Consider the following 12307-nt stretch of genomic DNA (forward strand, 5'->3'; position numbering starts at 1 on the left):
CGATCTAAAACGTTACAGCGCCCTTCATGCGTCTAAAAGACGTGCGGCACTGTACAGAAAGGAGAGTTCAATGCGCATGACAGACCGGACACTCGAACTCGACTGCGGCAAGCCGACCCCGACGTTTTTCCAGCGTCTGGCGGCAGGCCTCGCACCGTTGGCCTCTCTCTTTCGCGTGTTCCGCAATCGCATGGAGATCAACGCGCTGCATGATCTGAACGACACGCAGCTGAGGGATATCGGCCTTACCCGGGCCGATCTGACCTCCGCGTTCCTGGCGTCGACCTTTTTCGAGGACCCGTCGGAACATCTGACGCGTTCGGCGCGCAATCGCTGGCGCCTGTCGTCTCTTTTGCGCTCCTACGAATAGTAGGAGCGTCGAGTTTCCCCGCAGGGTGATAGCCAATAGCCCTGCCGCTTGACCCGGTGATAGGCTTTCCCAAGCCATCTCCGGGTTTTTTTATTCGGAGGAGGGCTTCGGCCGATAGGTTTCGAAGATCGCCTCCAGGTTCTTCTGGTAGCTCTTCTGCACTTCCAGTCCACTGTCGAACATGGCGTTCAGCATCTGGGTATAGCTGTCGGCATTGACCTTCGCCTCTTCCTTCGACGCCTCCGGCGTCTTGGTCTTGGTCTTGGTCGGGGCCGCCGGCTGCTGGCCGAGCCCGCCCATCATCTCCTGGAAGGCCTTGGCGAAGGGATTGTCGAGGAAGGGGTTCGGCGTCGGCGTTGGCGCAGGCTTCGGCACCGAAAACATCTGCTGCATTGCCTGCGTGAAGGGATTGTCGAAGATGCTGGGCTCCGGGGCCGGCTTCGGCGCGAAGCCGGTACTCTCAAGCCATTTCTGGATGGTCTCGCCCATCGCCGTGTTGACGAAGGGGTTGACCGGCGAGGCCATCTGTCCGGTCGTCTGCTTGAAGAGCCCGCCCATCAGCGTGTCGGCCAGCACCGGCAGCATCCGCTTGTAAATATCCTGGCCGATGCCGGTCATCTGTGCGGCCTGGGCGGCGACCGCGCGCGAAACTTCCTTCGAACCGAAAAGCTGGGCAAGGATGTTGTTGCCGTCGGAAATTCCTTCCGGCGTGAAGGCCCGGCTCATATCCTCGAAATATCGCCCATAGTTGCCGGAGGAGACCGCCTGCATCAGCCCGACGAAATCGTAAGGGTTGCTGGTGCTGCGCTTCAGCCCGGCGGAAAAGGCCGGCATCAGCGCCGCCATCGCCTTCGTCGCCTGTTCCTGCGCGAGGTTGAACTGCCGGGCGATCGCTTCCATCGCCGCGCCGTTCTGCGCCTGCATCATCATGTCGAAGAGTGGCAGCATGGAGGTCCCTTTCCCCGAGTCGTGACGCGTGTCACGTCACTATATCCGGAAATGGTAATGTGCAAACGGCTTTTTGCCATAAGAACTTAGGGAGGAATTTTGCTGGAGCATGCGGCCGAGGCGCCAACGAACGGAGCTGATGAGGCAAAAGCGGCCACAACGACGGCAAGTTGGTCGGGATATATGCTATCCTCACCGAAACCGATCCCTGCGCGCCGGCGTTTCCTTCTATGGCCGAGACGAAATCCCCCGCTGGTCACGACGACGCGCCGCCCGGTGAAGACGGTGAAAAGCCCGGCGCGGATATTTCCTTTCCCTATGACAGGATGACCGTCGAGCAATTCCGAAGACGCTTTCCCCGTGCCCGCTGGAGCGATGCCCGCAAGGCCTGGTTTGTTCCCGGCCGGACGGCGTCCCGCCGCATCGGACGATGGCTTGCCGAGATGGAGGCCGAAGCCGACGCCCACGCCGATGCGAAGGGACGCGACGCCTTCGTCTTCGATCCGATCGACAGTGCCTATCTCGAATTCGGCAAGGCAGGTTTCCGAATTCGCACACCCTATTCGAAAACTGTCGTTGACGAACTGCGCGAGGTGCCGTTCTCACGGTGGGACGGTGATCTCAGAATATGGCACGTTCCCTTCCGGTCCTATGAGGAACTCCGACGCCGGTGGCCTGATATCGAGGCTGCGGCGCGCAGAAACGAACCGGAGGAGAGACGGCGTCGCGCCGAGGAGCGCAAGGGGACCGAACTGGATATACGCAGCAAGCGCCGCTCCGCGGAACGCAAGCGTCATCGTTGCCCGCTTCAGAGCGATGACTTGCCGCCGATCGGACGTCCGGTGGCCACTGCCTATGGAATCGTCGTCTTTACCGACATCTCAGGCGAACTGGTCGAACCGGACGTCGTTGCGGACTTCTATCCCGGCGTAACCGAAGATCACGTCTGGGGACATTGGCGGGTTCCCACACTCGAAGAACTCGTCCGCACCTGGCCGGCGAAAGTTCCTCCGGTTGAGGACGCCGAGTGGTGGCTGCCGACGATCGAGGAACTGAGACCGGCTCGCCGTACGGCACGATCGCGCGAAGCCAGGAAGCGCGCGAAAGCGCCGTGAACCAACTTGAATTCCTTGAATCAGTCTCGCCTTAGTACTGATAGTCCTCGAAGACGGGTTCCACGGAACCGTTCCAGCGGCCGTGATAGAGCGACAGCAGATCCTCGGCGAGCGTTGCTTTCTTGGCGAGCACTTCGTCGAGCGGCGCAAGGAAGATGGTCTCGTCCTGGCCTTCGCCGTTGAGCTTGCCGCGCGCCTTGAGGCCGGCCTTTGAAATGCCGATCACCTCGCGCGCCATGTCGAAGAGCGGATGGCCGCGGAATTGCGCCTTCAAGCCTTCGGCGGGAACGGCATTGCGCAGGGCGCTGATCTCGGCAAAGCTCCAATCCTTCGTCAGTTCGTCGGCGGCCTCAAGGGCCGTATCGTCGTAGAGCAGGCCGACCCAGAAGGCCGGCAACGCACAGATGCGCCGCCAGGGGCCGCCGTCGGCGCCGCGCATTTCCAGGAAACGCTTCAGCCGCACGTCGGGGAAGAGTGTCGAAAGATGATTCGTCCAGTCCCCCATCGTCGGCGCCGGATCGGCGACCTCGCCCTTCAACGCGCCGTTCATGAACTGGCGGAAGGTGACATGGGTACAGTCGTGATAGTGGCCGTCGCGGACGATGAAATACATCGGCGCGTCGAGCGCCCATTCGGCATAATCGCGGAAGCCGAAATCGTCGCGGAAGGTGAAGTCGAGCAGGCCGGCGCGTTGGTTATCGACATCGCGCCAGATATCGCCGCGCCAGGAAAGCAGCCCGTTCGGCTTGCCTTCAGTGAAGGGCGAAGATGCGAAGAGGGCGGTCGCCAGTGACTGCAGCTTCATCGAGACGCGCATCTTTTTGCGCATGTCGGCTTCCGAGGAGAAATCGAGATTCACCTGGATCGTGCAGGTGCGGTACATCATGTCGAGACCCTGGGTGCCGACCTTCGGCATATAGCGGGTCATGATCTCGTAGCGTGATTTCGGCATTTGCGGGGTTTCCGCATAGGTCCATTTCGGACTGCCGCCGATGCCGAGGAAGCGGATGCCCATCGGCTCGGCGATTTCGCGCAGCGTCGCCAGATGCTGGTTCGATTCCTTGCAGGTCTCGTGGATCGTCTCCAGCGGTGCGCCGGAGAGTTCGAACTGGCCGCCGGGCTCGATCGAGATCGCGCCCATGCCGTTCTGCTCGGCAAGGCCGATGATGTTGCCGCCGTCGGTGATCGGCTCCCAGCCGCTTTTCTTCTGCAAGCCGGTCAAAAGGGCCGAAATACTGGCATCGCCGAAATAGGGAACCGGACTGTTGTCGGCGCGGAAGAAGGCGAACTTCTCGTGTTCGGTGCCGATCCGGAAGCGCTCCCGCGGCTTGTTGCCGGCGGCAATGTAATCGGTCAGATCCTGGACCGAAGAGAGCGGTGTCTGGTCGGTAGTGTCGCGGGCCATGCGGGATACCTGTATTCAAAAAGGCGCCCAGGGGGCCGGGCAGTTGGAAGGCTGATTAGGACCCAAGCCACCCATGTTGCAAGTGAAATTGTTTCAACGACGCATCAAAAAAATAGCAGCGATTTCTATGTCAACCCGTTTTCGCCCTAATTCCAGTCGCCGATCGCCGCCTGGACCACCGCCAGCGCCGCAACGGCCGCCGTATCGGCCCTGAGGATGCGCGGTCCGAGCGGAATGGCGGTGACGAAATCGAGGCTTCGAAGCCGCGCCCGTTCCTCTTCCGAAAAGCCGCCTTCCGGCCCGACGAGCAGAGCAAGATGCTTTTCCCGGATCGCCGACAGCACCGGCAGCGGGTTCTGCCCGGCGTCGCCCTCGTCGCAATAGATGATGCGACGCTCGCTCGGCCAGCGGTCGAGCAGGTCGAGAAGCCTCACCGGCTCGGTTACATCGGGGATGCCGAGAATGCCGCATTGTTCCGCCGCCTCCACGACATTGGCGCGCAGCTTGTCGAGATTGGTGATCTTGCCCTGGACGTGCTGGGTCATGACCGGCTGCAGCAGGCCGGCTCCCATTTCCACAGCCTTCTGCACGAGATAATCCATGCGGCCGACCTTGAGCGGCGCAAAGAGATAATGCAGGTCGCAAGGCTGCGGCTGCGGCCGGGTCTCTTCGGTTGCCGTCAAGAGGATGCGTTTGCGCGTAGGAAAAGCGAGGGTCGCCTTCCACTCGCCGTCGCGGCCGTTGAAGAGCAGGATCTCCGCCCCTTCCTCCATCCTCAGCACATTGGCGAGATAGTTGAACTGGTCGGTATTTGCCTCGAGGACGGCACCGCGGGAAAGCGGCGCGTCGACGAAAAGCCGTTGCATACGGAAATTGGCGCGCATTCGAAAACTCGGGGTTTCACACGAAGAGCGCGAACATAGCCCAATAAATCATTGCCGCAAGCGCCCCCGAAACCGGCACGGTGACGATCCAGGCAGCGACGATCGTCATGAAATGCGACCGTCGCACGAGATAGCGCCGCCGCGTCTCGTGAATGTTCGGCTCCTCCGGCTCGTCGATATCAAAGCTCTCGGCCTTGCGCCTGATATAGGCGATGCGGCGCTTCGAATGACGCGTGTACCATTCGCGGAAGAATCCGACGCCGAAGACCGAGCCGACGGCGATATGCGTGGTGCTGACCGGCAGACCGAGCCAGGAGGCGACGATGACGGTGAAGGCGGTCGACAGCGCGACGCAATAGGCCCGCATCGGATTGAGCTTGGTGATCTCCTCGCCGACAAGGCGGATGAGGCGCGGCCCGAAGAGCAGCAGGCCGACCGAGATGCCGAAGGCGCCGATCAGCATCACCCAGAGCGGCGGATGGCCGATGGCGTCGCCGCCGACGCCGACCGAATGGACGATCGCCGACAGTGGCCCGACCGCATTCGAAACGTCGTTGGCCCCGTGCGCGAAGGACAGCAGCGCCGCAGAGCCGATCAGCGGCAACCGGAACAGCACCCGCAGCGAGCTGTTGCGGTTTTCGAGATCCCGCGCCTGGGCGAGAACGAGCGGCCGGGCGGCAAGCCAGCTCACCAGCCCGATGCCGATCCCGATGAGGATGATGGTGTAAGATTGATATTTGCCGGTGGGCGACAGCTGCAGCACCATATAGGCCATGAAACCGCCGGCCATCACCGCGACCAGCACCGGCACCCAGCGCTTGGCCGCCGCGACCTTATCGTCGCTATAGATGATCAGCGTCTTGACGAGATATAGCAGCCCGGCTGCGATTAGCCCGCCGATCAGCGGCGAGGTGATCCAGCTCGAAGTGATTTCCAGCATCACCTGCCAGTTCACCGGTTCCGGCCCGACGGCTGAGATGCCGGCTCCGATCACTGCCCCGACGATCGCATGGGTGGTGGAAACCGGCGCATTCATCCACGTCGCGAGATTGATCCAGAGGGCCGCCGCCATCAGTGCCGCCATCATGATCCAGCCGAGTATTGCCGGCGGCACCTGGACGGCGTCGACTAAGTTCGAGGAAATTGTCTTGACGACCTCGCCGCCGGCGATGGTGGCGCCAAGGATCTCAAAAATCGCCGCGATGACCAGGGCCTGGCCCATCGTCATGGCGCGCGCGCCGACCGCGGCACCGACATTGTTGGTCACATCATTGGCGCCGATGTTCATTGCCATGTAGCCGGCAAGCGCCGCCGCCGCCACCACCAGCATCGCTCCCGGCCGGTCGAACACGTAGACGCCGGCAAAAAGCATGGCCAGACCGAGAAAGATCAGTCCGAGACCGGGCGCCACCAGCCGCCGCAAAACATGCTTCGCCACGTCCTCGGCATGGGTGATCTTGTCGAGGTCCTTGTCGAGCGTGCGTTTCGTGAGGACTGCGGGACGTGGCGGCATTCTTGTTCCTGAGAATGAATCTGCTTCTACGCTGCTTTTCTAGCAGTGCAAGATGGCAGGAATCATTCCGCCGGAATTTGCTTGGCCGCCGGAATTTGGTTGTCCGTTGAAATCTGCGTCGCCGCGTTGGCCGAAAGCCTGTCGGTCATCTTTTTCTTGAAAGCAAGGAAGAGGTGACGGAGCTCCGGTTCACGCACCCGCCGGGCCGCCTCGTCGAACGACACCCATTCGATGCGGCGCTCGCCTTTTTCCTTGAAGTTCTTCATCATATTGGTGACTTCGAGCGCATAGACCTGCACCTTGCAGACCACCTGCACCCCATCGCGCAGCACTTTGGGATAGGTATAGGCGCCAAGCGTCTCCGGCTCGACCACGCCGCGCACGCCGGCTTCCTCGAAGGCCTCCTGCATCGCGACCTCATGGGCGCATTTGCGCGTCATCGGCCAACCCTTGGGAATGACCCAGCGGCCGGTGTCGCGACTCGTCATCAACAGCACCTCGACCTCGCCGCTCTTCTTCTTAACCCGGTAGCAGAGCGCACCATATTGCTGTCGCGGCGGGCGCCGGAACATCAGTTGCACATCGGAAGCAAGTCGGGCGAAAAGAGTCAATTGTCGGGTCACCTTCACAGTCGTCGTTAGGAATCACTCATATACGTATATCACGGAAAGCTTACGCAATCCAAAATGGCATGACGATTCGAAACGCCATTTGATCGTCGTTCATAGGGAAAATCGAGGTAGGACAGGTTCGGAGAATCCGTCACGCCCTGTCTCGAATGCGTCACATTGCACAGCTGTACAATATGGCGTGATCTTGCCTTTCGTTCAATGGCAAGATCAAGTGATGCACTATGATTTTCGAATGTGGTAATCATGCGTCTACCTCCTCTCAACGCCGTCCGCGCCTTCGAGGCCGTCTGCCGTCACGGCAGCATTCTGAAAGCTGCCGAAGAGCTGAATGTGGTGCGTGGCGCCGTGCGTCAGCAGATCGCCACGTTGGAGAATCACCTCGGCCGCAAGCTCTTCACGCGTGACGGCCGCCGGCTGGTTCCGACGGTGCAGGCGAGCGCTTTCGCCGCCGCAGCGGGCATGGCTTTCGACATCCTGCAGCGCGCCGTTTTGGAGCTCGAAGGCGCCGAGCAGAATCGCATTCGGCTCGGCGTGCCCTCCGCCTTCGCGGTCTGGTGGCTGATGCCGCGCGTCGCGGATATGCAGGCAAGTCTCGGCGATACGGCGGTCGAGATCGTGCCGATGACCGTGGTCGAACCGCTGCAGATGCACCCGGAGTTGGACGCTGTGATCATGGGCGGTGAATACCGGCCGGCCCCGGGGATCACCGCTCTGCGATTCATGGAGGACGAGTTCGGCCCGGTCGCCACACCTTCGCTCGCCGCGACACTATCCAAGGACCCTGCAGCGATGGGTGCACTGACGATGCTCGCCAGCCGCAGCGTTCCGAGGCTCTGGGACGAATGGTTCGCCGAAAGCGGCACGCCGTCGGTCGTCTTTTCCCGCGTCCAGGAATTCGAGGATCTGCTGCTGGCGCTGGGGGCTGCCCGCTCCGGCCTTGGCATCGCGCTTGCGCCGCGTGCTTCGATCGAAGACGATCTCGAACGCCGGCATCTGGTCGCGCCCTACGGCTTCATCTCCCGCCCGTCGGGCTACAGCCTCTGCTGCCGCACGCCGGATGCGAAACGGCCGGCCTTTGCGGCTTTGTCCGGCTGGCTGCTTGGTTGCGGGACGTCGGCCTGAAAGGGCAGATTTTCTGCCCCTTCGCCAGAATTACTTCCATATTCGCAGCCCTGTTGCTCCGCTAAAAACAGCACCAAGGCGCAAATAGGAAAGAGATGATGGAAAAGACCGCAACCCGTATCGATTGGATCGGCGGCAGCTGCCGGCTGCTCACGGCGACGGCCGCCGAATTCGAGCGGACGCGTCCTTTCGAGGGTCTATCGATCGGTACCGGCATCCATCTCGAGCCGAAGACGGTGGCGCTGTTGATGACGCTGCGCGCCGGTGGCGCGCGTCTCGTCTGCACCGGCAATCTCAACAGTACCCAGCCGTCGACGGTCGAGTTCCTGCGTTCACAAGGCATCACCGTCTTTGCCACGCAGACGACCGATCCCGCCGCCCATCATCAGAGCCTCGAAGCGGTCATCGCCGAGAAGCCGGATCTGCTGCTCGACAATGGCGGCGATCTCTTCGCCATCGCGGCGGAAAAGCCCTATGCCGATCTCCTGGGCGGCACCGAGGAGACCACTTCGGGCCGCACCCGTCTGTTGCCGCTGCGCGAGCGGCTGGAGATGCCGATCCTCGTCATCAACGACAGCCCGATCAAGCAGTTCGCCGAAAACAGGCATGCCGTCGGCCAGAGCCTGTTCGAAAGCTACCTGCGCTTCACCAACCGCTCCACCAACGGCAAACGCGTGACCGTCTTCGGCTACGGCGCCTGCGGCAAGGGCACGGCCGCCTGCTTCCGCAATGCCTTTTCAACCGTCAGCGTCGTCGATATCGATCCGGTGACGACGCTCGAAGCTCATCTCGACGGTTTCGTCACGCCGCTGCGCGACCAGGCGATCCGCTCGGCCGACATCGTCGTCACCGTCACCGGTTTTGCCGGCATCGTCACGGCAGCCGACCTGCCGCTCGTCAAGGACGGCGCGATCCTGATGAATGGCGGCCATTTCCCGCATGAGATCGATGTCGAGGCCCTTCGCCGCCATCCCGATGTCACCGGCATCGATCGCTACGAGGCCGATCATATCGAGACCTTCCATCTCGCCGACGGCCGCTGCTTCCATGTGCTCGGCGGCGGTCACATGGCCAATCTCGCCGGTCCGCGGCCGCTCGGCAATACGGTCGAATCGATGGATCTCGGCTTCACCCTCCAGGCCCGTTGCCTGGAACGCATCGCCAGGGGCGAGGCCGGTTCCCAATCCTGCGTCGTCCCCGTACCCCGCGATATCGATGCGATGGTGGCGAACGCCTATCTCGATCTGGCGCGCTAATTCTCTCGTCGAGATTAGTCGATCTCGACGACGAGCTTTCCATCCGCCTGCCGGCTTTCGATCAGCCGATGCGCCTCATCGGCATCGGCAAGGGTGAAGCGGTGCCTGTCGAGCTTGGGCATCACCTTGCCGGCTTCGACAAGCTTCGTCATCTCCCGCATGATCTGACCGTGATGGGCGCGTCCCTCGCCGGTCAGAAGCGGCAGCAGCGTGAAGACGCCGGAATAGGTGGCGGCCTTGAAGGAGAGCGGCGCCAGCGCGTGGCTTCCCCAGCCAAGACAGCTCACGACATGGCCGAACCGACTGACGGCACGGAATGCCGTATCGAGCCCCTGGCCGCCGACCGTATCGTAGACCAGATCGAAACCCTTGCCGCCGGTGTGTCTTGCGACATAGGTTTCCACCGTTTCCACGTCACGATCGATCGGTGTTGCGCCAAGGCCGGCGAGATAATCCGCTTTCGAAGCGCCGTCGACCACATAGACCTCGGTTCCGGCAGCCTTGGCGATCTGCGCGACGATATGGCCGACACCGCCGCCGCCGAGTACGAGAACCTTCTGGCCGGCCTTGACCCCGGCGCGGTCGACAAGCCCTTCCCAGGCGGTGATCGAGATCAACGGCAGGGCGGCTGCCTCGCGCATCGACAGATTCTGTGGCTTTGGCGCCAGCAGCGCGGCGTCGATGGCTGCAAATTGGGCAAGCGATCCCTGAATGCCGCCGACCCCGCCGGTCATGCCGTAGACCGCGTCGCCGCGGCGGAAACCACTGACGCCAATTCCGATCTCTTCGACGATGCCGGCCATATCGATGCCGAGTATGGCGGGAAGCGGATGGCGGGCATGGACCGCATTACCGGCCCGGATCTTGAGGTCGAGCGGGTTGACGCCACTTGCCTTGATGCGCACCAGAACCTGGCCCTCGCCGAGCGACGATTTTGCAATATCGGCGATCCGCAGCGGCGAATTCGGCGTCTCCGCCAGCAGTGCTTTCATCGTTGATTGGACAGGCATGGAACTCTCCTTCGTTCGCAGCGCGGCGTCGGCAATGGCTTTGTGCTGGAAGAAGATGGTGCATTGAAGCGCGAATGAAAATGAAAGATAATGACTGAAATCCATGCATTTTTGTTTGACGGATGCGGGCGATGGAATGGAGCGACCTCAAGCTGTTTCTGGCGATCGCGCGGTTCGGCACGCTGGGGGCAGCAGCCCGCAGCCTCGGGCTGACGCAGCCGACGATGGGCAGGCGGCTGCGTGCTCTTGAAGCCTCTCTCGGCCAGACGCTTTTTCAGCGCACGACGGATGGCTTCGTGCTGACCGACGAGGGCACCGCCGTGTTCGCCGGCGCTGAACGCATCGAAGAGGAGGCGCTCGCCATGGAGCGCGTCCTTGCCGGCGGCAGTCGCCAGCTCGATGGTTTTCTCAGGCTGTCCTCATCCGATTGGTTCGGCGCACATGTGCTTTCGCCGGTACTGGCGGAATTCTCGCAAGTCCATCCGAAGGTAGAGATCGAATTGCTGACCGACAGCCGGCTTCTCAACCTGTCGCGACGCGAAGCCGACCTCGTCTTCCGCATCCGGCCTTTCACGGAGGCGGAGGTCATATCGCGCAAGCTGATCCATATCGAATACGGCCTTTACATCAGACGCGGCGCACCGCACCCCGAAGCTGGCGATGGCACGGGCGCCCGCCTCATCACCATGGACGAGGCTTTCAGCGACATGCCGGATGTCGGCTGGCTGCAGCGCCTGTTGCCGCGGGCCGATACCGTCATGCGCAGCAACAGCCGCGACGTGCAGGCAGCGCTCTGTGCCAACGGTGCCGGGCTCGCCGTTCTGCCGCGGCCGCTCGGCGATTCCCTTGCGGTCGTCGAACTGGTCGATCTCGGTGAACCGCCACCCGGCCGCGACACCTGGGTCGGCTATCACCGCGACATGAAGCGGCTGGCGCGGCTGCGCGCCCTGCTGGACCTCGTCATCGAGAGGCTGGCGCGCTGAACCGGCACTGCCATCAACGCTCCCAATAGGGGACGGGGCCATAAAGCTCTGCCAGATAATCGATGAACAGCCGCACCTTGGCCGGCAGGAACTGCCGGCTGGGATAGACGGCCGACAGCGCGACATTGTGCGAGCCTTCATAGGCCGGCAGCACCTGCACCAGCCGGCCGGCCTTGAGCTCTTCGCCGATATCCCAGGTGGAGCGCAGCGCGATTCCGAGACCGGCGATGACAGCCTCGCGGATCACCTCGCTGGAATTGGTGATCAGCATGCCTTCCGGCCTGAGATTCAGCGCTCCGTCCGGTCCGTTCAGCCGCCAGGTGTCGTTATTGTGCGCCGGCAGGCAGCGGTGGTGTTTCAGTTCGTCGATATGCTGAGGCGCGCCATGCGCCGCCAGGTAATCCGGCGAGGCGCAGAGCAGCCGGCGCACCGGCGCCAGCCTTCGGGCGACGAGGCTCGAATCGGTGAGTTCGGCGATGCGGATCGCCAGATCGAAGCCGCCGCCGACGATGTCGCTGAATTCGTCCGTCAGCACCAGGTTGATCGCAAGCTCCGGATGCGCCTCCATGAAATCCTTCAGATACGGCGCGATATGCATGCGCCCGAAGGAGGTCGGCGCCGAGATCTTCAGCGTGCCGTGCATCTGCGCCGAGCGGCCGGAGATATAGAATTCCGCTTCCTCAAGCCCGGCGAGAATGCCGAGGACGCGGTCGTAGAAACCCTGTCCGGCTTCCGTCAGCGAGATCTGCCGCGTCGTGCGTTGCAGAAGCCGGGTGCCGAGTCGGTCCTCCAGCCGCTTGATCCGCTTGGAGACGACGGCCGGGGAAAAGCCGAGCGCGCGCCCGGCGAGAGACATGCTGCCTGTCGAAACGACCTTGGCAAAGATTTCGAGATCACCCAGATTGGTCATAAGGTTTTGCGACTTTTTCCCCTTTTGGCATAAGTGCTTAGCATTTGCGCCACTTTCGGGAAAGTGCTAAGCCGGTCTATCGGCGGCAGGGAGGTTCGCGGCCGGTTCCGCTACCCTCTTCCCGTTGTCATTTCCCGTCGTCAGGGCCAGGGAGAACGC

At 62.3% G+C, this 12307-nt stretch carries 12 protein-coding genes; 5 read left to right on the top strand and 7 right to left on the bottom strand.

Going from position 1 to position 12307, the window contains the following annotated elements; translation table 11 throughout:
- Window positions 1–70: 70 nt before the first annotated feature.
- On the top strand, window positions 71–370 hold the full coding sequence (locus FHX10_RS24560) for a DUF1127 domain-containing protein (protein ID WP_028757089.1): 300 nt from the start codon (window positions 71–73) through the stop codon (window positions 368–370).
- Between the two features lie 90 nt (window positions 371–460).
- Here FHX10_RS24560 and FHX10_RS24565 read toward each other — a convergent pair whose 3' ends face one another.
- On the bottom strand, window positions 461–1318 hold the full coding sequence (locus FHX10_RS24565; protein WP_028757088.1) for a DUF937 domain-containing protein: 858 nt from the start codon (window positions 1316–1318) through the stop codon (window positions 461–463).
- Window positions 1319–1548: 230 nt separating this feature from the next.
- Between FHX10_RS24565 and FHX10_RS24570 the strand changes: the two genes are divergently transcribed.
- Window positions 1549–2433 (top strand): hypothetical protein, encoded by an 885-nt coding sequence (locus tag FHX10_RS24570; RefSeq protein ID WP_184390423.1) that lies wholly within the window; start codon window positions 1549–1551, stop codon window positions 2431–2433.
- Between the two features lie 31 nt (window positions 2434–2464).
- Here FHX10_RS24570 and FHX10_RS24575 read toward each other — a convergent pair whose 3' ends face one another.
- From FHX10_RS24575 to FHX10_RS24590, 4 genes are all read right to left on the bottom strand, one after another.
- Window positions 2465–3838 (bottom strand): glutamate--cysteine ligase, encoded by a 1374-nt coding sequence (locus tag FHX10_RS24575; protein WP_028757086.1) that lies wholly within the window; start codon window positions 3836–3838, stop codon window positions 2465–2467.
- 146 nt (window positions 3839–3984) lie between these two features.
- Entirely contained in the window at window positions 3985–4722 is a 738-nt protein-coding gene (locus FHX10_RS24580; protein WP_028757085.1) for a 16S rRNA (uracil(1498)-N(3))-methyltransferase, read from the bottom strand.
- Window positions 4723–4738: 16 nt separating this feature from the next.
- On the bottom strand, window positions 4739–6235 hold the full coding sequence (locus FHX10_RS24585) for an inorganic phosphate transporter (protein ID WP_047615309.1): 1497 nt from the start codon (window positions 6233–6235) through the stop codon (window positions 4739–4741).
- Window positions 6236–6297: 62 nt separating this feature from the next.
- Window positions 6298–6846: an NUDIX hydrolase gene (locus FHX10_RS24590; protein ID WP_184390426.1), complete on the bottom strand. Its 549-nt coding sequence runs from the start codon at window positions 6844–6846 to the stop codon at window positions 6298–6300.
- Between the two features lie 264 nt (window positions 6847–7110).
- Here FHX10_RS24590 and FHX10_RS24595 point away from each other — a divergent pair, with 264 nt between their 5' ends.
- Entirely contained in the window at window positions 7111–7989 is an 879-nt protein-coding gene (locus FHX10_RS24595) for a LysR substrate-binding domain-containing protein (RefSeq protein ID WP_184390428.1), read from the top strand.
- A gap of 98 nt (window positions 7990–8087) precedes the next feature.
- Window positions 8088–9245 carry an adenosylhomocysteinase gene (locus FHX10_RS24600; RefSeq protein WP_184390431.1) on the top strand — a complete coding sequence of 386 codons (1158 nt, stop codon included), beginning with the start codon at window positions 8088–8090 and terminating at the stop codon, window positions 9243–9245.
- Window positions 9246–9259: 14 nt separating this feature from the next.
- Here FHX10_RS24600 and FHX10_RS24605 read toward each other — a convergent pair whose 3' ends face one another.
- Complete coding sequence (locus tag FHX10_RS24605) at window positions 9260–10255, bottom strand: zinc-dependent alcohol dehydrogenase family protein (RefSeq protein ID WP_184390433.1); 996 nt, start codon at window positions 10253–10255, stop codon at window positions 9260–9262.
- A gap of 131 nt (window positions 10256–10386) precedes the next feature.
- Here FHX10_RS24605 and FHX10_RS24610 point away from each other — a divergent pair, with 131 nt between their 5' ends.
- Window positions 10387–11238 carry a LysR family transcriptional regulator gene (locus FHX10_RS24610; RefSeq protein ID WP_047613770.1) on the top strand — a complete coding sequence of 284 codons (852 nt, stop codon included), beginning with the start codon at window positions 10387–10389 and terminating at the stop codon, window positions 11236–11238.
- A 13-nt stretch (window positions 11239–11251) separates the two neighbouring features.
- Here FHX10_RS24610 and FHX10_RS24615 read toward each other — a convergent pair whose 3' ends face one another.
- Window positions 11252–12148 (bottom strand): LysR family transcriptional regulator, encoded by an 897-nt coding sequence (locus FHX10_RS24615; RefSeq protein WP_127430565.1) that lies wholly within the window; start codon window positions 12146–12148, stop codon window positions 11252–11254.
- Between the last annotated feature and the right edge of the window lie 159 nt (window positions 12149–12307).

The sequence above is a fragment of the Rhizobium sp. BK591 genome (genome assembly GCF_014195045.1).
GTDB lineage: Bacteria > Pseudomonadota > Alphaproteobacteria > Rhizobiales > Rhizobiaceae > Rhizobium > Rhizobium anhuiense.

Bases quoted from the DNA above. Each gene is read 5' to 3' on its own strand.
- FHX10_RS24560 (WP_028757089.1), top strand. From the start codon at position 71: ATGCGCATGACAGACCGGACACTCGAACTCGACTGCGGCAAGCCGACC.
- FHX10_RS24565 (WP_028757088.1), bottom strand. From the start codon at position 1,318: ATGCTGCCACTCTTCGACATGATGATGCAGGCGCAGAACGGCGCGGCG.
- FHX10_RS24570 (WP_184390423.1), top strand. From the start codon at position 1,549: ATGGCCGAGACGAAATCCCCCGCTGGTCACGACGACGCGCCGCCCGGT.
- FHX10_RS24575 (WP_028757086.1), bottom strand. From the start codon at position 3,838: ATGGCCCGCGACACTACCGACCAGACACCGCTCTCTTCGGTCCAGGAT.
- FHX10_RS24580 (WP_028757085.1), bottom strand. From the start codon at position 4,722: ATGCGCGCCAATTTCCGTATGCAACGGCTTTTCGTCGACGCGCCGCTT.
- FHX10_RS24585 (WP_047615309.1), bottom strand. From the start codon at position 6,235: ATGCCGCCACGTCCCGCAGTCCTCACGAAACGCACGCTCGACAAGGAC.
- FHX10_RS24595 (WP_184390428.1), top strand. From the start codon at position 7,111: ATGCGTCTACCTCCTCTCAACGCCGTCCGCGCCTTCGAGGCCGTCTGC.
- FHX10_RS24600 (WP_184390431.1), top strand. From the start codon at position 8,088: ATGGAAAAGACCGCAACCCGTATCGATTGGATCGGCGGCAGCTGCCGG.
- FHX10_RS24605 (WP_184390433.1), bottom strand. From the start codon at position 10,255: ATGCCTGTCCAATCAACGATGAAAGCACTGCTGGCGGAGACGCCGAAT.
- FHX10_RS24610 (WP_047613770.1), top strand. From the start codon at position 10,387: ATGGAATGGAGCGACCTCAAGCTGTTTCTGGCGATCGCGCGGTTCGGC.
- FHX10_RS24615 (WP_127430565.1), bottom strand. From the start codon at position 12,148: ATGACCAATCTGGGTGATCTCGAAATCTTTGCCAAGGTCGTTTCGACA.